The following is an 18574-nucleotide window of genomic DNA, read 5'->3' as shown; positions in this document are numbered from 1 at the left end:
AACTGTCTCCTTTGATTTTTGTAATAAAAATTTGTATCATTCAATAATAATATAAAAGTTCATGAAACGGAAAAATTTTTTATTGGGAAATTGCCATAAGGTGAAGATGCCTTACAATAATGTAAGGAAAGTGTAAGGTGTTTAGATAGAGTATAGTATGTCATTTTTCGTATAATACAAGTACAGATATATGACTAGGGAAAAAGAAGTGCAAACAGGAGGCTCATATATGAAATTGGTAATTAAAGTTTTAGTTGTATTCGCCATCATTCTAGGTGGAACAGCGTATTATTTGAACACAAAAACAGAAGGTGTACATGCTTTTGTAGACAACTTCTTTTCAAATAAAGAAATACAAGATTATTATGCGGTTATAGATAAAGGTGAGAAAAAAGACGGAGAATACTTGTATACTTTTAAAGGGTATACAGAAGATGGAAAGTTACAGGTTATTAAAAGAATGATGAACCGTGAATTGCATACGGGTGCTTTTATAAAAATTTATGCAAAAGGTATGCAAGGAAAAGGATGGGCTGAAATCCCGAAAGAATCAATTCCGCAAAAAGCGTTGGAAAAAATAGAAAAACGATAAAAGGAGCGACTCATGCGCTCCTTTTTTAGTGCGTTAAAATCGTGATAGATGTTTTTTCTTTGTTAGAAATGATTGTTGCACGTCCGCCAATTGGGAAAGTAAAAATCGGGGTTGTATGACCGAAACTTGCGTTTGCAATGATAGGGATATGTGCAAGCTCAGGCTTTGAAGCAATCATTTCTTGCATGTCTCCTATCGTACATTCTGCACCTTTTTGCATCTTTCCTATAACGATGCCTTTTACATGTTCAAAATCTTGCTGCTGCATAAGAGAATGTAAATATCGATCAAAAGTTTTAAGAGTAGCTCCCCCAGTTAAACTATCCTCTTCAAGAAATAAAATTTTATCCTTTAAGTTTGGCATATATGGTGTACCTTGCAGTAAGTTCAATGTGCTCATATTACCACCGATAATATCTCCCGTAGCTTCTCCTTCGTGAATTGAAACGTACCCTTCATTTTTAATAAATTCTCGATTTTCTTGATCTATATACCAAGAATCATCGCTCCATGTTTCAGATGGCAGGACTTCAATAGTCTCATTAGAGGTTAAGCATTTTAAAAAGTAATCGGTTGTATACTCGAGCCCTTTCTCCATTCCAAATGAAGAGAAATGGGGTCCTGAATATGTAACAAGTCCTGTTTTAGTGTAAATTGCATTATTTAGTGCAGTGATATCCGAATAGCCACAGAAAAATTTCGGGTTTTCTCGAATTAAATCGTAATCGAGATGTTTTAATAAGCCATTAGAATTGTATCCGCCAAGTGTCGTCAAAATAGCTTTTACATTCTGATCTCTAAATGCTTCGTGGAGGTCTTGAATGCGTGAAGAAATAGAAGAGGAAGCAAATCTGTCTATCTCATCAGCATATGTTGAAAATGTAACGTGAAAACCCATTTCGGTTAACTTTTTTACAGCAAGCTTCCTGTTCTCAGTTGAGACAATACTTAAACTACAAGATGGTGAAATCACTCTAATTTCATCACCTTTTTTCAATTTTGTTGGTAGCACTTCATTCACCTCTTCAAAAGAAAGAATATTTAGATTTAAGAAATATTTTATCATATGAAATAAAGTGAAAGTGAATTATTTTTTGAAATGGAGTTTTCCTGATTTTTCAGCAGACAGACAGAGGTTTTTTTTGATATGATAGGAAAAGTGATTTATTATAAGTAGTATTTAATATCTATAACATTTGAAAGGTGTGCAAGACGTGGAGAAACAACTTGCAGGCTTGCCGGTACACGTTCATTTCGTAACGGAAATCCGTGAAGGGGCGAGGAAGGAAACCGTTGCTTTTGAAGCAAATGGTCAATACTATGTAAAAGGTCAAGGTACATACGTAACATTCCAAGAGCCGAACGAACAAGGCGAAGTGAAAACAATTATTAAAATCCAAGATGAACAAGTTCTCATTATGCGTTCAGGTGCTGTTTCTATGCGTCAAACGCATGTGAAAGGTGAATGGACAACTGGTACGTACACGAGTGAACTTGGTACGTTTGCATTGCAAACGAAAACTGATAACGTTCTTTTTAAATGGTCGGATGAAAAGAAAAAAGGACAACTCTTCTTAACGTACGCATTGCTTCTAAGTGAACAAGAAGCTGGCAGATATACAATTACGATTAATTTGAAGGAGGCAAAATAATGAATTCTTTAGAACAAGTAAAAGGATTAATTAAAGAAGAAATTCAAGCTGCTGTATTAAAGGCAGAATTAGCGACAGAAGAACAGATTCCAAATGTAGTATTAGAATCTCCAAAAGATAAAACAAATGGTGACTTCTCTACAAATATGGCAATGCAACTTGCACGTGTTGCGAAAAAAGCACCTCGTATGATTGCAGAAGAATTAGTTGCAAACTTCGATAAAGCAAAAGCTTCTATTGAAAAGATTGAAATCGCAGGTCCTGGTTTCATTAACTTCTACATGGATAATAGCTACTTAACAGACTTAATCCCAACAATCGTTAATGCTGGTGAAGCTTATGGTGAAACGAATACTGGTAAAGGTGAAAAAGTACAAGTTGAGTTCGTATCTGCGAATCCAACAGGTGACCTTCACTTAGGACATGCACGTGGTGCAGCAGTAGGTGACACGTTATGTAACTTATTAGCAAAAGCAGGATATGATGTATCTCGTGAGTACTACATTAATGATGCTGGTAACCAAATCCATAACTTAGCTCTTTCTGTTGAAGCTCGTTACATGCAAGCTTTAGGCTTAGAGAAAGAAATGCCAGAAGACGGATACCATGGTGCGGACATCATTGCAATCGGTAAACGTTTAGCAGAAGAGTTTGGCGATCGTTATGCGAAAGCTGATGAAAAAGAAAGCTATGAATTCTACCGTGAGTACGGTTTAAAATATGAGTTAGCAAAACTTCAAAAAGACTTAGAAAGCTTCCGTGTTAAATTTGATGTATGGTTCTCAGAAACATCATTATACAAAAACGGAAAAATCGATCAAGCTCTTGCGGTATTAAAAGAGCGTGACGAGATCTTTGAAGAAGACGGTGCAACTTGGTTCCGTTCAATGACTTACGGCGATGATAAAAACCGTGTATTAATTAAAAACGACGGTTCTTACACGTACTTAACGCCAGATATTGCATATCACCGTGATAAATTAGAGCGTGGTTTCGATAAGTTAATCAATATTTGGGGTGCTGACCACCACGGTTACATTCCACGTATGAAAGCTGCTATTCAAGCGCTAGGTTACGATAAAGAAACATTAGAAGTAGAAATCATCCAAATGGTACAACTGTATCAAAATGGTGAAAAAATGAAAATGAGTAAGCGTACAGGTAAAGCAGTTACACTTCGTGAGCTTATGGAAGAAGTAGGTGTGGACGCAATGCGTTACTTCTTCGCAATGCGTAGCGGTGATTCTCATTTAGACTTCGATATGGACTTAGCTGTATCAAAATCTAACGAAAACCCAGTATACTATGCACAATACGCTCACGCTCGCGTATGCAGTATCCTTCGTCAAGGTGAAGAATTAGGATTAGCTACAGGCGGAGACGTGAACTACAAACTTGTTACTTCTGAGAAAGAAGTAGAGTTACTGAAAAAACTTGGTGAATTCCCAGCAGTAGTTGCGGATGCAGCACAAAAACGTTTACCACACCGTATTACAAACTATGCATTTGAATTAGCAGCAACATTACACAGCTTCTACAATGCAGAAAAAGTATTAAACCAAGATAACTTAGAATTAAGTAAAGCTCGCTACGAGTTAATGAAAGCAGTACGCACTACACTTCAAAACGCATTAGCAATCGTAGGAGTATCTGCACCAGAAAAAATGTAATTAAGAAAAGCGGAGCCGACTGTTTAGTCCCGAAGGCTAAGGTTCTTTCCCACAGAAGATGCATTTTATCTTCTCGTGGGGAAGGTTCTTAGACGGAAGGGGCTAGGAGGCAGAGCTAGACATAAAGAAAAGCGGAAGCGGCTCGTTCAGAATAGGAGGGGGATGGAGCTCCTGACAGAGAGGCGTACTTTGCCTCGGAGGAAGGCGCGAAGCCACCGAGTATTCTAGCCGCTGAAGCTGGACAATAGAGAAAAGCGGAGCCGATTTTTCGCTTTCAGTAAAAGGCAATCACACGATGTTGTGATTGCCTTTTTGTATGGAGATAATAAAAAAATAAAATTTTATCAAACAAAAGGAGAATTTGCGTCGTCTTATATAAATGACAGGAGGTTTCCGATGGAAGAAAAGGTAGAAGAATTAATTGATATATATAAGCAGCAAATATATTCCTTATGCTATAAGTTAGCGAAGACGAAAGAAGACGCGGAAGATATTTTTCAAGAGACGTGGATAAAAGTTTTTTCATCGCGGCACCAACTTTCTTACGTGGAGAATTATAAAAAGTGGATTACTACAATTTGTGTTCGTACATTTTATGATTTTTATCGCAAAAAGAAAAGATGGAAAGATCGTGTATTGGATTTATTTCATAAAGAAGATGATGGAGAAATAGAGTTTGCAGATGATGTGAATATATCAGAAGAACTCATTCAAAAAGTCGAAGCAGAAATGATACGAGAAGTTATACAGTTATTAAATGAAAAATATAAAACAGCGCTCGTACTCTACTACTATGAACAATATTCTTACAAAGAAATGAGTGAAATATTAAATATACCAATTGGTACGGTGAAATATCGCCTTAATTATGCGAAGAAGCAAATGCGAGAACATTTGGAGGGGTTCGTTTATGAAGGAAGATAAATTTGATCAAAAGATAAAAAGTAGTTTAGGGGGAGAGATGATTCCTAGCGAAGAGCTAATAAATAATACGAAGCAGGGCATGCGAGATGCTCGGAATTTAGAGAAGAGATGGATGATTTGTATTCACGCCATTTGGATTGTTTTATTAACAGTTGTTATAGAACAATTTGTTACTCATTTGGATCATAAAATTTCTATGTTGATAGCCATTGTGATTATGATGCACGTATACATCCCGATATATGTTGTAATACAGTCATTTTTAAAGAAGGAGTATAAATTACATGAAAGAGTTCGCTAATCCGTTTGTAATATTTGAAGTAGCTGGAGTGACAATGTTTTTAGCTTTTATAGCACTTTTAATATGTGTTGCATCATGGGTATATACAGATGCGAAAGCACATCAAATGAGTAAAGGGTGGAGTGTTTTAGCGATTATATTGCCATTCTTTATTGGATTTTTATTATATATGGTAAGAAGAAGTAAAAAGAAAGTTGAAGGAGAATATAAGATGAATGTTGTTAAAAAACAGAAGGTAACATTAGTTGCGATATTGGCAAGTACAATGTTTGTATTACTTAGTGGTTTTACTTTTGCACAAACGTTAGATGATGCGTGGAGAGTAGGAGATATATATTTAGAAAATGAGAAGCAAGGGGAAACAAGTTACGAGGCAAAATTTTCATTATGGGATATTGCTGGGAAGGACATTGAATTTGAGTATGCAAAAGATACAGAAGTAACATTTTCTTATGAGACAGATGCAAAACGTGGGAATTTATGCTTTAGCTTGTATGAAAGGAAAGGAGAAGGGATAAGGGAGCTAAAAGAAATCTGTGAATCAAAAAAAGGTACTTTTAAAGCTACATTGAAAGCGAATGAAAAGTATGTATTTAGTATAAGTGGTTTAATGGTGAAAGATGGTTTTGTAAAAGTGAATTGGGAAACAAAATAAAGGCCCTTGGGAAGGGCCCTTTATTTTATCGGATTGTATACGTAACCGAAAAGCTAACAGGACTATAGTAAACATAAGGTGCATGAAATTGAACGTACATATTCCCATCTGTTTTTGCAGTGAAAATTCGGCCGTAGCCATCAGAATAACGTCCAATAAGATTATGATTTGAGTCATAAACACTGTAACTAGGAGTTTTGCTGTTAGGTTGAATTGTTAGTTCTTGTCCCTTTTGAAGGAAAATAGGTTCTTGCTCAGAACTACTTCCAGTTTGCAAAGAATAAAATTTTGTAAAGCTTTGTTCTTGAGTTGCAGCAGCAGCCTTTGTTTCAGGAATAAACGTGGTAGCACCAGTAATTCCTGCTAAAGTTAATGCACCGGCTAAAATCATTTTTTTCATAGTAGAAAAGCCTCCTTAATTGTTGTAATCATTTTTGTTACAGTTAATATTGTATACGATAATGAGTAGGAGAAAATATGCTTTTATGCATATATATTTTTTCTCAATAAAAGACCACTGATTTTTATCAGTGGTCTTTTACAAATGATTAAGCAGCTTTCTGTTCTGTTTGCGTAACAGGTTTTTGAAGAGTGTTATAAACACCAGTTCCGATTACTTCTAGTGCCATTTTCATACGTTCAGGTGAAATGTTCTCAAATACGTTATCTTGAGGTGTGTGATATACCTTCTCGATATGATAGATTAATGGATTCCAGCTATCGACACCCATCCAGATAAATAGGGCGGCCGGAATCCCAACTTCAGCAAATGGCACGTGATCACTAGAGCCGAATTTTCCTTGCAGTACAAGGTCATTATTTAATTGTTTACCTGCTTGCAAGGCTGCATCTGTTACAAGGTTTGGAGAACCGTTAGGCGTCATAGCATATAAATTCTTTGCTTTATCGTAATTTGTTGCAACCATGTCTGCGTTAAAGACACCTAAAATCCGGTCACGTTCTTTTTGGGATAAACTATTAACGTAATAATCGGAGCCAAGTAAGCCAGTCTCTTCAGAACCGAAAGCAATAAAACGAATTTCTTTATCAGTTTCTACATTTTGAAAAGCACGAGCTAATTCTAATACTAATCCTGTACCAGAAGCATTATCATTTGCTCCAGGTGCTCCAACGACACTATCGTAGTGTGAACTTACAACGACAGCTTTTTCATTACCTGTACTGTTTTTTGGTTTCTTTTTAGCGATGACGTTTAATGATGTTAAATTAGATTCATGTCTCGCTTTTAGGGAAAGAATTGTTGTTCCTTTTTTAGCGATTTCTTCTTTAAATGCATTTCCTTGCGCATAAGCAAGACCGAAGACAGGGATAGATTGCTTTTTCGTTAGGCGAGGATTGAAAGTTTGTCCGTAGTTTCCACGTCCACCAATTAAACTGTATAAAAGAACACCTTTTGCACCTTTGCTAACGGCATTTTCAACTTGTTTATTATAGTCAGCTACTGTTGTTCCTCTTTCGAATAGAACAATTTTTCCGTTTACTTCATTTGGGATATCCTCTAATTTTGTCCCACCTTGAACAAAGATAAGAGGAGCTGTAACAGCCTCTGTAGAAATTAGTGCGTTAGGGGCAGCACCAGCTTGCCAATTACGCTTTGTGGATAATGGTGATTCAATAAATCCAACGTATTGATCCGGCACTTGGAATGGTTGATATTCTACTTCATAGCCCATTGATTTAAGCTGCATACCAACATAGCGAGAAGCCCATTCCTCTGATTTTGTTCCACCGGGGCGAGGGCCAATTGTTTCGGATAAGAAACGGATGTGTTCGATAGCGCGGCTTGCATCAACTTGTTTTGTAATAGATGAAGTCTGCTTGATTTCTGACGTGGAATCAGCTTTAGCTTGTCCAATCGGAGCTAAGCTAACAGCGAGTGATACAGCAAGCAAAGAGCTTACTATTTTTTGTTTCAAAGATTTTTTCATTTTTTTCTCTCCTATTCTTCTATTCTCTCTGACTGACAAAAGAAGACGGATAACGACTTCATTTTACCTTTATATTTTTGAATTTTCAATATTCTGACATTGAGAAATAAAAAACATATGCATATTTGCATATGTTTGATGGAGATATGTATGCTATCATCTTAAATGAAGGTTCGCTTTCTACTTGGAAAGCTCCTACATTGCATGAATCTAGTGTACCCAAACTTTAGATTATGTAGAGAAAAGAATCCACTGTAGGGTTTCTTTTCTCATGTTTGAATCATGTGATGATAAATATGTTTCCGCATTTCATAATTATCATCAGTGATATATGTAAGGCATCCATATGAAAATAAGAGGCTGTTCAAAGGTTTTCCGTACTTTTGGACAGCCTCACCCCGTTAAAAGGACGATACTGTATGTATCGTCCTTTTTGTATAAAAAAACATCCAATCAAGTAAGAATATGATTGGATGTGAAAAGAATTGTTATAAAGGTAAGTTTTACGATACATGCTAACCAAAATAATGTATCCGATTGTAAATGTTATTTCTTTTATATTGAGGTAGTAATAAATTGTAGATTGAATTTGGCCAGGATGAAGAGAATATGTACTGTTTAAAAGAGTATACAATTTTGTAGATTAAAGCGAAAATAGCTCTTTTCATATAGATAGAGCGCCACTACTTTAATCGATGCTATTATATAAAAAAAGAAGGTACTCCCTTAATTATCCTCTATGGAAGATAATCATCAATAACCTTCGTTAAAAAGTATATACGTAAATGACAATCAGTTCAACCGTATTGCTTCCTTTCAAAAAAGTATGTAAAAAAGAACCGCTTCCTACTAAGAAGCGGTTCTTTTTTTATATTTCTGTTAAGATTATCGGTTCGCCGCGAGTTACGACAACTGTATGTTCACATTGTGCAACAAGGCTTTTATCAGGGGTAACGAATGTCCAACCATCATCGCCACGTTCGATAATGTGATCAGCTTTCATAGAAATAAATGGTTCTACAGCGATAACAAGACCGTCTTTTAGAAGCGCATTATCCATTGGGTCAAAGTAACTTAAAATATGGTTTGGTGCTTCATGTAAGCTAAGACCAATACCGTGACCAGTTAAGTTTTGAATAACATTGTATCCATTTTTATGTGCAAAGTTTGAAACGGCACGACCAATTTGGTTTTGTTTTGAACCAGCTTTCACCTTTTTCATTGCTGCCCAAAAGGCATCAACAGCTGCTTGGCAAAGCTTTTCTTTTGCTTCATCTTCTCCAAGTACAAATGAAATACCTGTATCTGCATAATAACCATCAAGTGCTGCAGATACGTCGACATTTACAAGGTCGCCTTCTTTTAATACACGATCACCTGGAATGCCGTGAGCAACTTCTTCGTTTACACTGATGCAAGTTACGCCAGGGAAATCATATTCTTTTTCAGGTGCAGAAATAGCACCATGCTCATCTAATACTTTTTTACCGATCAAATCAAGCTCTTTCGTTGTTATGCCTGGCTTCGCTTCTTTTTTCATTTCTTCACGTGCAAGCGCAACGATGCGGCCGATTTTTCGTAAGCCTTCTAAATCTTGTTCATTACGAATAATCATGAAAACCACTGTCCTTCCTCGAATATATATCTTACCCGATTGTATCATGTTTATTTTCGTCCTGCTACTCGCTTGCAGTATGGCGGATTGATTCCTCTCATAAAGAATACATGACAATTGTCATATCGATGTCATGACGCATCATACTGTTTCCTAAGTTTTCCAAGGAATACAATGTAAATATAAGAAACAGCGGGGGTGGAGAGATGGAAAAGATTATTGAAGTAAATAGTGTTTCTAAAACATTTAAACATATAAAAGCAGTAAATAACGTTTCATTTCATGTGAATAAAGGAGAAATCGTAGCACTACTTGGACCAAATGGTGCAGGGAAAACGACGACGATGTCGATGATGCTTGGATTAAAGGATCCGACGGAAGGAACGGTTTCTATATTCGGAAAGAGTCCAAAGCATAGAGATGTTCGTAATAGACTCGGCGCGATGTTACAAGAAGTAAGTGTCATTGATAGCATTACAGTGGAAGAGGCAATTGAGTTATTCCGTAGTTATTATACGAATCCGGTAGCGAAAGAAACGTTGCTACAGTTATCGAATTTAAAATCGGAACGAAAGCAAAGATGTGAGAAATTATCAGGAGGTCAAAAGAGAAGGTTAAATTTTGCACTCGCACTTGCAGGAAATCCAGATTTGCTATTTTTAGATGAACCGACGGTTGGAATGGATATTACGTCTCGAAGAACGTTTTGGGAAACGATTCGAAAGTTAGCAAGTGAAGGGAAAACAATTATTTTAACGACGCACTATTTAGAAGAAGCGGATGTATTGGCGAATCGTATTTTATTGTTTGCAAATGGAAAGATTATCGCAGATGGTACACCAGATGAGATGAAAGCGACGATTTCACGAAAAACAATTACATTTTATTCGAAGGAAAGTATTCCTGCAAAATTATTAAAAGAGTTACCAAGCGTAACAGAAGTACAATCAAACGGAGGTCACTTCACTTTAATAACTGAAGATACGGATGCAACCTTAAAAGCAATTTATGAAAAGAACTTACCTGTAACAAATATTTTAGTTGAACGTGGAAGTCTTGATGAAGCATTTGAACAGTTTGTCGCAAATCAGAAGGGGGAAATCGCATGAAAGCTTTATGGATGCAATGCAAAATAGAAATTTTACGTACGTTCCGCAATAAATTATTTATCTTTTTCTCATTATTAATGCCAGTTATGTTTTACTACATTTTCACTAATGTTATTCAAGTACCACAAAACGGTGATGCATGGAAAGCACATTATTTAATCTCAATGGCAACGTTTAGTATTGTAGGGACAGCACTTTTTAGTTTCGGTGTAAGAATTTCTCAGGAAAAAGGGCAAGGGTGGACACATTTGTTAAAAATTACACCACTTCCAGAGGGTGCGTATATAACAGCAAAGATCATCGCTCAAACAGTAGTAAATGCCTTTTCAATATTAGTTATCTTTATTGCAGGGATATTAATTAATCATGTGGAGTTAACGGTAGGGCAGTGGATTGGTGCTGGATTATGGTTATTGTTAGGGGTAACACCATTTTTAGCACTTGGAACAGTAATAGGTTCTATTAAGAAGGCGGATGCAGCAGCGGGTTTAGCGAATATTTTAAATATGAGTTTAGCTGTAATTGGCGGTCTATGGATGCCAATCGAAGTATTCCCGAAAATATTAAGATCTATCGGTGAATGGACACCAACATATCACTTCGGAAGTGGTGCATGGGATATTGTAGCTGGAAAATCAATTGGTTGGGAAAATATCGCGGTACTAGGAGGTTATTTCCTTATATTTGTTGTAATATCAATATATATAAGAAAAAGACAGGAAGCGGTATAAATGATAGAGAAGAAGAGGATTGAGATTTTTCCGAAACATATGGGTTTCTTTCCGTATATGTTTCTCGTGTATTTATTATTTCCGATTTACCATTTAGCACAAGTGTCAGGATGGAAGTTTGTGCTAGGGAGCGGTATGTTGATACTTTTTATTATCACATACCGTCAACTTTATTTCGTTCAGAAGACGTTTGTTTTGTGGGCATGTATACAGATGGTGCTCATCTATTTATTTGCTTTATTTTATAATCCCTTCATGATATTCTTTGGCTTTTTTACGGCAAGTGCGATGGGATTTGCACCAAGTAAGAAAGCATTTCGGGTATTACTATGTTTGTTAGGTGTTATGCTTGGAGCATTTGTATTTGTAAATATGGATCAAATAACACCGACAAGTTTAATAAATATCGTCCCGATGTTTATTTTAATGCTACTTACACCATTTGGTATGCGCAACTTTAATCAGAAAAAGATGTTAAGAAATCAATTAAATGAAGCAAATGAGCAAATTAAAGACTTAGTAAAACGTGAAGAACGGCAGCGGATTGCAAGAGATCTTCATGATACGCTCGGGCATACACTATCTCTTATTACGTTAAAAAGTCAGCTCGTGGAGAAGTTAATTGTGAAAAATCCAGAACGCGCAAGTGTGGAAGCGAAAGAAATTACACAAACATCTCGTACCGCTTTAAAGCAGCTAAGAGAATTAATTTCTGATATGCGTATGATTACAGTAGAAGAAGAGCTTGAGCAAATAAAAGCAATCTTACAAGCTGCTAATATTGAATTAGAGATCAAACAAGAAACGAGTGCAAGTTCGCTATCACCCATTGAACAAAATATTTTAGGAATGTGTTTACGTGAAGCTGTTACGAATGTTGTAAAGCATAGTAAGGCAACGCATTGCACAGTTTCTTTACTAGAATCACAAGGTGAATTGATTTTGACAGTAAAAGATAACGGAATCGGTTTAGCGGATCAAAATCACGACGGGAATGGTATTCGTGGTATGAAGGAGCGAATTGCTCTTATTGATGGATTTGTTGAACTGGGTACGATTAATCCAGGAACACTATTAACAGTAAAAGTTCCAGTTGTTATTAGAACAGGAAAAGATGAGGTGAAGGCATGATTCGAATTATTATTGCAGAAGATCAGCGAATGCTTCGTGGTGCGTTAGGAGCCCTACTTGATCTAGAAGATGATATTGAAGTAATTGGGCAAGCAGCGAACGGGGAAGAGGCACTAAAACTAATTGAATCATTAAAACCCGACATAAGCATTATGGATATTGAAATGCCAATTCAAAGCGGATTAGATGTTGCAGAAACGTTGAAGAAAGAAAAATCGGCATGTAAAGTAATGATTTTAACAACATTTGCGCGCCCTGGATATTTTGAACGAGCGATGAAAGCTGGTGTGCACGGATATTTATTAAAAGATAGCCCAAGCGAGGATTTAGCTGCATCGATTCGCAACGTAATGAAAGGTAAACGAGAGATTTCTCAAGATTTAATGTTCGGCTTATGGCAGGAGCAAAATCCGTTATCAGATCGTGAAAAAGAAGTATTGCTACTTGCGAAAGAGGGAAAGACGGCAAATGAAATCGCCAAGGCACTTTATCTTTCGCCAGGTACAGTACGTAATTATATTTCTGAAGTATTAACGAAGCTTGATGCGAAAAATAGAATTGAGGCAATTACAATTGCGGAAGAAAAGGGATGGATATGAAAAGAAGTTTGCCTATGAATGGTAAACTTCTTTTTTCTTATAAACAAGTATTTCAATAGAGAGTTTCGTCACAGTCGCATCGCTCAGGATTTGAAGTATATCGTGTAATTTAGATTTTACTTCATTTTTCGACAAAAAATTTGTTATAGTAAGATTAGGTTGTTGATCTAAGTTTTGGACAACTTTACCACTAATAGTTGTGATTACTCCATTTTTATCTACTTTTACAATGAGATCTTGGCCATATACTTTATAGTTTTTATATGTTTGTGCAAGGCGAGCTTTGGTTTGATTTTCTTTTGTTGCTTTATTTGTAAGTTGGGAATCTATATTCATTTCAGTTGTCATTCACTTTTGTTGAGCTTCTGCCTCATTTATCTCACCTTTTAAATACTTTTTCAGTATGTTTTTTTCGTATCATTTTGAGGTTGTGTAATTTTTTAAGCGTTAAATTAGGCTAAGTAATTTCAAATTTTACTTCATTTCTGTCTAATTCTTGGGTGTGAATAACTTCTGCTACTGCTAATAAAGGAAAAAGAAGACCGAATGTAACGAAGGCACGGACGAATCTTCTATAATTTATTTATAAAACCACTAATCTATTATTATATGTGAGACGAATTGTATGAAGAATTTGCCGAATTTTATATATATTATGCATTATTTCATGTCAAAAATTGTCGAACTCACATTATTGTAGTGGTATGACAACTTAACAAATTATATTGTTATAATGGGATGGTGAGTAAGTATGCACGCAGAAAAATTAGGAAGTGAAATTAAGAAAATTAGGGTAATGCGGGGATTAACACAAAAACAGTTATCCGAGAACATATGTCATCAATCGGAAGTGAGCCGAATTGAATCAGGCGCAGTATACCCAAGTATGGATATATTGCAAGGTATTGCAGCAAAGTTACAAGTTCCCATTATTCATTTTTATGAGGTACTCATTTATTCAGATATTGAGAGAAAAAAGCAGTTTAAAGATCAAGTCATTACGCTATGTAAGGAAAAAAAATATAAAGAGATTTATAATAGAGTATGGAATGAGCTGAAAAAGGAAGAATATCATCCCGAATTCCAGCAGTTTCTTCAATGGCAATATCATGTAGCAGCTTACATGTTGAAGAAAATTGATTACGAATATTGTATTTTAGAATTGAAAAAATTGTTAAACCAACAACTAGCTGGAATAGATGTATACCAAAACCTCTATATAGAAAATGCAATCGCAAATATTTATGCTGAAAATGGCTATTTTAAGAAGAGTATTGAGTTATTTGAAGGTATATTGAAACAATTAGAGTCATTGCATGATAATGAAGAATTCGACGTGAAGGTAAGATATAATCATGCAAAAGCATTATACTTAGATAATCAATATGAACAAGCCTTATATCAAGTGAATAAGGCGATTGAAATATCTTGCCGAATTAATAGTATGGCATTAATTGGGCAGCTGTACTATCAAAGAGGTGAATGTCTAGAAAGGTTGGAGTATGATGAGGCAGAGATTGAAGATACATATAAGAAAGCAAGTTTCTTTTTTGATATATTAGAAATGCATGCATATAAAGAGGCAATTGTAAATAAAATCAATCAATGAATAACCCTAAAAAATGGATATGCATAATTGCATACGGCATAGATAAATTTTCATGATATATTAAAAGAAAAAATGTGGGTGATGGAATATGAAAAAATTACTTATTGGTAGTTTATTAACGTTAGCAATGGCATGGGGTATTTCATTAACAGATACAGCTTTAGAGAAAAGCCAAGTAATTTCTCATAATGATCAAGAGGTACAATTAGCTTCGGACCTACCTTTTGAATATTAAAAAAAACAACCGTCTTACTTAGACGGTTGTTTTTTTGTGGAGTAACCTCCAAACGTCTTTACTAGAAACGGGCTTGCTAATAAAGAATCCTTGAATGTGGTCACAGTTTTGCTCATATAAAAACTTCCATTGTTCTTCGGTCTCTACACCTTCTGCGATAACTTCTAAATTTAGTTCTTTTGATAGTGTAATAATGGAAGAAATAATCGCTTCCTCTAAAGGACTAGTTGTAATTCCGCAAATAAATTCTCGAGCAATTTTTAATGTATTAATTGGATATTTTGTTAAATAAGCTAAAGAACTATAACCAGTTCCAAAGTCATCAATTGAAATTTGAATACCGAGATTTTGAAGTTGTTCTAGTTTTGCAACTACAGATTGATTTTGGTTAATGGCGATACTTTCTGTAATTTCGATATCTAGTGCTTCTGGTTTTAACTCTGTTTCTTCTAAAACTTTTGAAATAGTTGGGATTAAATCTGCATGATTAAATTGAACTACAGATAAATTCACACCGACTTTTAAGTGAGAGAAACCTTGATTATGCCATCTTTTCGCTTCTAAGCAAGCAGTACGTAAAATCCAATTTCCAAGTTCAATAATGAATCCAGTTTCCTCTGCTAGAGGGATAAATTGGGCTGGGGATACGATACCGAGCTTTGGATGTTTCCAACGAATTAATGCTTCAAAACCAATAACTTGTTTTGTTTTTGTGCTTACTTGTGGCTGGTATTCAAGGAAAAATTCATTTTGTTGTAATGCTTTTGAAAGTTCTCCTTCTAAGAAGTTACTCTCATTTTGAGCGATACTCATTTCTTTTGAGAAGAAAACAAATCGATTTTTTCCATTTGCTTTCGCGCGATACATAGCCATATCAGCATTTTTCATTAATGCTGTTACATCTGTTCCACAATCAGGGTACATTGCAATTCCGATACTTGGCGTAATAGACAGTTCTTCATCTTTAATGAAGAATGGTTTGTTTAAAATGGTTAAAATCTGTTCAGCTATAAAGGCCGCACTTTTTTCTGAGTACATATCTGGTAATAGAATTGTAAACTCATCTCCGCCTTGGCGAGCAACGACATCTTTTGAACGTAGGCAACTGCGTAATCGTTTTGCTACTTCAATTAATAACAAGTCTCCGACGTCATGACCGAGTCTATCGTTAATTTTTTTGAATCGATCTAAATCAAGAAACATGACGGCAACATCATTTGCGCTAGCCTGAGCGGTATTTAAAATGTTTTTTAAATCTTTTTCAAACTTACGGCGATTTGGTAGTCCAGTAAGTGCATCATGAAAGGCTAAATGTTCTACTTGTTTTTGTTTTTCATATAAAGTTGTAATATCACGTGCTATGCCAAACATCCCGACAACTTCCTTGTTTATGAAAGTAGGGATGAGTGTAATGTGAAGGTAATAGTAGTAACCTTCTTTTTCCTTTGTGCGAACTTCTAAAGTTTGTGGTCTACCTTCTTTCGTTAGTTGTAAAGCTTTCTTTAGTAAATCATGGTCTTTTGAGTCAATAAAGTGTAAAAGGGAATAGCTTTCTACTTCACAATAGTACGCAGTAAATAAGCTTTCGCAAGCTGTATTAGACTGCTGGAAAATACCATACATATTTAAAGAGAAAACAGCATCCGGGTGATCTTCGAATAAAGATTTATAACGTTGTTCACTCTTTGATAACGCAGATGCACCTTCTTCTACTTTATCTTCTAGTTGTGTAGTCAACTGCTCGTATGTATCGATTAGTGCCTGATTATCTTTCCACATATAAAGTTGTCGTAAGAATAATAAGATAAGAGATAATACTAGACCGATCAACATGAACTTATCATCCCAAGGTTGAAAGATAATAAAAGAAAAAGTAATGATTATACTAAAATAAGGTAATATAAAGCGCACATAATCAAACCGATAATATTTTGTTTTCGTTTCATGCTGTATTGGTTTATCTAAAATATATAGTATGGATGACAAACCAATTAATAAAATCGAAGCAGTATGTATTAAGTAAGAGACTTCAGAAGAAGGTTTTATCCCTGCGTTTAATTGAAACAGGTGTATATATCCGTACACGAGTATAATAGTAAAGCCGATAATTAATGAAATTCTGCTAGAAGAATATTCTTCTCTTCTATATAGACTAATTACGGCGTAAATGACTAATGATTGTGCAATAAAATATCCAATTAAAACCCAGGTATCTATTGTTAACATACGAAAGCTTGAAATGTCCAAAATAAAAGTTAAGGTAAAATAAATATTCATAATAACGATAAAGATGCTATCGAATGAAAATTGAGCTAGTCCTCTAATAGAGTAATGTTTTATGAACTTTATAGCAAAGCCAGAAAAGAGCAAAATATATTGTACGATAAAAAAGGGCAATGCCTTATATGAGAATATGACTTGGTCATATATAGAAAGTGAATGAAGAAATAGAGTTATCTCCATTGTCAATCCACATAGGCAAGTGCATAGTACCAAAACCCAAAATAATTTGTCACCGCGCTTCATTTTCTTAATTGCTTTATATAGGCAATAGCAAGAAAAGAGTGTTGCGAAACAAAATAAGAAGAGAATTCCAATTTCTTTTATATTCAAGTTCTTAGGGATAAGAAATATCCAAAGAGAAAATATAATTATGTACATTATGACAAAGTGTACGTATTTTTTTTGATTAATCATATTATGACTCCGTTTCAATAAAGTTGAATCACAGGTGGAAAATGCTAATTCCAATCATAGCATATAAAATAGGGTGTTTTTTACTAAAAAAATTACTTTTTTTGAAAAAAATAGCTCAACATTACAATTTACCATTGTAATGTTGAGCTACTTATTCTTTTTACTCCTCTTATAGAGGATAATTCATGTATGAATTGCAGCATCGCTAAATCTTTCTGTTTACTTTCAATCATAATATCGAAATTATGATTGATTTTTTTTGCAACGTGTAAGAAAGGTTTAATAAACTCTAAATCAATATATTCCGCGTGAGCCCTAAATTCTTTTTTTGATTTAGGAGAGGAAATGTGAACTTTAGGAACGATATTTGTATGTGACCAAGTTTCAAAAATTGCAGGAAGTAACTCTTCTAACGGTTCTTCGCAAAGATTTGCCATGTGATGGTGATAATCAAATACGAATGGGATCTTTTCTTTTTGGCAAATAGATAACGTTTCAGCTGTTGTATATGTTTTATCATCATTTTCAAGTGTCATTTGCCTCTTTATATGTGCAGGAAGTTTTTTTATGTTTTCATGGAAACGCTCAACCGCTTTTTCTTTATTTCCGTAGGCCCCACCTACATGGATGTTAATATAAGAAGAATCTGCAATTCCTATTGCATCTAATACTTTATAGTGATAAGTCATATCTGTAATAGCGTTAGTTGTAATGTGTGGCTTATCACTTGTAAATAGCGTAAATTGATTTGGGTGAAAACTTACTCGTAAATTATGTTCTTTAATTAATGCCCCAATTGTACGCCAAAGCGGTGTGAACAATCCGATGTAATCAAACTCGACTTCGGGATGTGTTGCAAGTGGGACGATGGAAGAAGATAAGCGATATAATGGAATTTCATGCGCTATATTGTAATGAAGAATACGTATTGTATGCTCAAGATTTTGCCGCGTAACATCGTATAATTTATCTTCTCGTTCTTGTTTACTAAGCTTTTGAAAGCTTGTAAATGTCATCGTTTTAGCCGGAGAACAGTCCCAGAGTGCCATTGCATGTGAGACATATCCGAAACGCATAATCATAATGAATACATCTCCTTTATGCA

The 18574-nt window shown here is 35.1% G+C and carries 19 protein-coding genes; 12 read left to right on the top strand and 7 right to left on the bottom strand.

Annotated features, from left to right (window positions below):
- The first annotated feature begins 229 nt into the window (after positions 1-229).
- On the top strand, positions 230-592 hold the full coding sequence (locus MR147_RS14100) for a YxeA family protein (RefSeq protein WP_000779936.1): 363 nt from the start codon (positions 230-232) through the stop codon (positions 590-592).
- Between the two features lie 25 nt (positions 593-617).
- Here MR147_RS14100 and MR147_RS14095 read toward each other — a convergent pair whose 3' ends face one another.
- On the bottom strand, positions 618-1604 hold the full coding sequence (locus MR147_RS14095) for a S66 family peptidase (protein WP_242304438.1): 987 nt from the start codon (positions 1602-1604) through the stop codon (positions 618-620).
- 202 nt (positions 1605-1806) lie between these two features.
- Here MR147_RS14095 and MR147_RS14090 point away from each other — a divergent pair, with 202 nt between their 5' ends.
- From MR147_RS14090 to MR147_RS14070, 5 genes are all read left to right on the top strand, one after another.
- Positions 1807-2244 carry a YwiB family protein gene (locus tag MR147_RS14090; protein ID WP_000414867.1) on the top strand — a complete coding sequence of 146 codons (438 nt, stop codon included), beginning with the start codon at positions 1807-1809 and terminating at the stop codon, positions 2242-2244.
- Positions 2244-3914: an arginine--tRNA ligase gene (gene argS, locus MR147_RS14085; RefSeq protein WP_001086449.1), complete on the top strand. Its 1671-nt coding sequence runs from the start codon at positions 2244-2246 to the stop codon at positions 3912-3914. Before MR147_RS14090 ends, argS begins: the two co-directional genes overlap by 1 nt.
- A gap of 396 nt (positions 3915-4310) precedes the next feature.
- On the top strand, positions 4311-4838 hold the full coding sequence (locus tag MR147_RS14080; RefSeq protein ID WP_242304436.1) for an RNA polymerase sigma factor: 528 nt from the start codon (positions 4311-4313) through the stop codon (positions 4836-4838).
- A complete protein-coding gene (locus tag MR147_RS14075; protein ID WP_076869406.1) occupies positions 4825-5139 on the top strand; it encodes an anti-sigma factor in 315 nt (104 codons plus the stop codon). Before MR147_RS14080 ends, MR147_RS14075 begins: the two co-directional genes overlap by 14 nt.
- Complete coding sequence (locus MR147_RS14070) at positions 5123-5794, top strand: anti-sigma factor (RefSeq protein WP_242304434.1); 672 nt, start codon at positions 5123-5125, stop codon at positions 5792-5794. The genes MR147_RS14075 and MR147_RS14070 overlap by 17 nt, the downstream gene beginning before the upstream one ends.
- A 25-nt stretch (positions 5795-5819) precedes the next feature.
- On the opposite strand, the gene MR147_RS14065 is transcribed toward MR147_RS14070, so the two are convergent.
- The 3 genes from MR147_RS14065 to map form a co-directional block, all read right to left on the bottom strand.
- On the bottom strand, positions 5820-6194 hold the full coding sequence (locus tag MR147_RS14065) for a hypothetical protein (RefSeq protein WP_242304432.1): 375 nt from the start codon (positions 6192-6194) through the stop codon (positions 5820-5822).
- A gap of 148 nt (positions 6195-6342) precedes the next feature.
- A complete protein-coding gene (locus tag MR147_RS14060; protein WP_074608067.1) occupies positions 6343-7743 on the bottom strand; it encodes a M28 family metallopeptidase in 1401 nt (466 codons plus the stop codon).
- 868 nt (positions 7744-8611) lie between these two features.
- The gene (gene map, locus MR147_RS14055) at positions 8612-9406 is read right to left on the bottom strand and encodes a type I methionyl aminopeptidase (RefSeq protein ID WP_242304430.1); all 795 of its coding nucleotides are present in this window, start codon (positions 9404-9406) and stop codon (positions 8612-8614) included.
- 158 nt (positions 9407-9564) lie between these two features.
- Here map and MR147_RS14050 point away from each other — a divergent pair, with 158 nt between their 5' ends.
- From MR147_RS14050 to MR147_RS14035, 4 genes are read left to right on the top strand one after another with little or no spacing between them, the layout of a single operon-like run.
- The gene (locus MR147_RS14050) at positions 9565-10467 is read left to right on the top strand and encodes an ABC transporter ATP-binding protein (protein ID WP_242304428.1); all 903 of its coding nucleotides are present in this window, start codon (positions 9565-9567) and stop codon (positions 10465-10467) included.
- Entirely contained in the window at positions 10464-11198 is a 735-nt protein-coding gene (locus MR147_RS14045; protein ID WP_074608073.1) for an ABC transporter permease, read from the top strand. The genes MR147_RS14050 and MR147_RS14045 overlap by 4 nt, the downstream gene beginning before the upstream one ends.
- Positions 11199-12329 carry a sensor histidine kinase gene (locus tag MR147_RS14040; protein ID WP_074608075.1) on the top strand — a complete coding sequence of 377 codons (1131 nt, stop codon included), beginning with the start codon at positions 11199-11201 and terminating at the stop codon, positions 12327-12329.
- Positions 12326-12928: a response regulator transcription factor gene (locus MR147_RS14035; protein ID WP_000619249.1), complete on the top strand. Its 603-nt coding sequence runs from the start codon at positions 12326-12328 to the stop codon at positions 12926-12928. Before MR147_RS14040 ends, MR147_RS14035 begins: the two co-directional genes overlap by 4 nt.
- A 12-nt stretch (positions 12929-12940) precedes the next feature.
- Here the strand turns inward: MR147_RS14035 and MR147_RS14030 are convergent, their stop codons facing one another.
- Positions 12941-13264: a bacillolysin gene (locus tag MR147_RS14030; RefSeq protein WP_074608131.1), complete on the bottom strand. Its 324-nt coding sequence runs from the start codon at positions 13262-13264 to the stop codon at positions 12941-12943.
- A gap of 415 nt (positions 13265-13679) precedes the next feature.
- Between MR147_RS14030 and plcR the strand changes: the two genes are divergently transcribed.
- Both plcR and papR read left to right on the top strand, forming a co-directional pair.
- The gene (gene plcR / locus MR147_RS14025) at positions 13680-14537 is read left to right on the top strand and encodes a transcriptional regulator PlcR (RefSeq protein WP_074608077.1); all 858 of its coding nucleotides are present in this window, start codon (positions 13680-13682) and stop codon (positions 14535-14537) included.
- Between the two features lie 88 nt (positions 14538-14625).
- Entirely contained in the window at positions 14626-14772 is a 147-nt protein-coding gene (papR, locus tag MR147_RS14020) for a quorum-sensing peptide PapR (RefSeq protein ID WP_000734741.1), read from the top strand.
- A gap of 18 nt (positions 14773-14790) precedes the next feature.
- Here papR and MR147_RS14015 read toward each other — a convergent pair whose 3' ends face one another.
- Positions 14791-17469 carry a DUF4084 domain-containing protein gene (locus MR147_RS14015; RefSeq protein ID WP_074608079.1) on the bottom strand — a complete coding sequence of 893 codons (2679 nt, stop codon included), beginning with the start codon at positions 17467-17469 and terminating at the stop codon, positions 14791-14793.
- A gap of 128 nt (positions 17470-17597) precedes the next feature.
- Positions 17598-18551 carry a UV DNA damage repair endonuclease UvsE gene (uvsE, locus tag MR147_RS14010; RefSeq protein ID WP_000605892.1) on the bottom strand — a complete coding sequence of 318 codons (954 nt, stop codon included), beginning with the start codon at positions 18549-18551 and terminating at the stop codon, positions 17598-17600.
- Positions 18552-18574 lie beyond the last annotated feature (23 nt).

Source organism: Bacillus cereus group sp. BfR-BA-01350 (assembly GCF_022663775.1).
Classification (GTDB): domain Bacteria; phylum Bacillota; class Bacilli; order Bacillales; family Bacillaceae_G; genus Bacillus_A; species Bacillus_A paranthracis.
Note: the sequence above shows the minus strand (reverse complement) of the source record. Positions and strands in the feature narration are given on the sequence as shown.